The organism is Arsenophonus sp. ENCA (genome assembly GCF_002287155.1).
Classification (GTDB): Bacteria; Pseudomonadota; Gammaproteobacteria; order Enterobacterales; family Enterobacteriaceae; genus Arsenophonus; species Arsenophonus nilaparvatae.
Genome location: NZ_NHNG01000156.1, coordinates 1 through 526, shown reverse-complemented (window position 1 = coordinate 526; position 526 = coordinate 1). Strand labels below are relative to the sequence as shown.

The 526-nt window shown below is 33.7% G+C and carries 1 protein-coding gene; it reads left to right on the top strand.

Translation table 11 applies throughout. From position 1 onward, the window contains the following. Nucleotides 1-154 precede the first annotated feature (154 nt). Complete coding sequence (locus CBG25_RS04240) at nt 155-418, top strand: hypothetical protein (RefSeq protein WP_290604823.1); 264 nt, start codon at nt 155-157, stop codon at nt 416-418. The last annotated feature ends 108 nt before the right edge of the window (nt 419-526 follow it).

Sequence of the window (526 nt, the reverse complement as noted above, 5' to 3'; positions counted from 1 at the left end):
TAACAAGCTGAAAATTCAGCGGCTAAATTTTTCAATTCTTCGACTGATAATCCAATGATTGCTTTACATAAACGATTATCTCGTAACAGCCGCTCTTTGTTGATCATTTCAAACCTTTATTCTCTAAGTTAAACCTCTTTTTATTCTCAATAGCGTGACAAAAAATGCAAGTCTCTATTCAGCAACTAGTTTAGTGATAGCTGAGACAAAAAAATATCAAATTGAGCTGTTTTGCTCTGAAAATTCTAACCGGCAGATTCTAAGAAAAATCTATCCGAAAGCCTTATTTATTTATGATACTGAAAAAGATATTTATACTTGTCCTGCCGACCATCAGTTATCCCTGAAAAGTACAGTTTTAGCTTCAGAAAACACGAGGAGCTATAAGGTTTATGGCTGTAAACTAGTTGCTGAATAGAGACTTGCATTTTTTGTCACGCTATTGAGAATAAAAAGAGGTTTAACTTAGAGAATAAAGGTTTGAAATGATCAACAAAGAGCGGCTGTTACGAGATAATCGTTTATG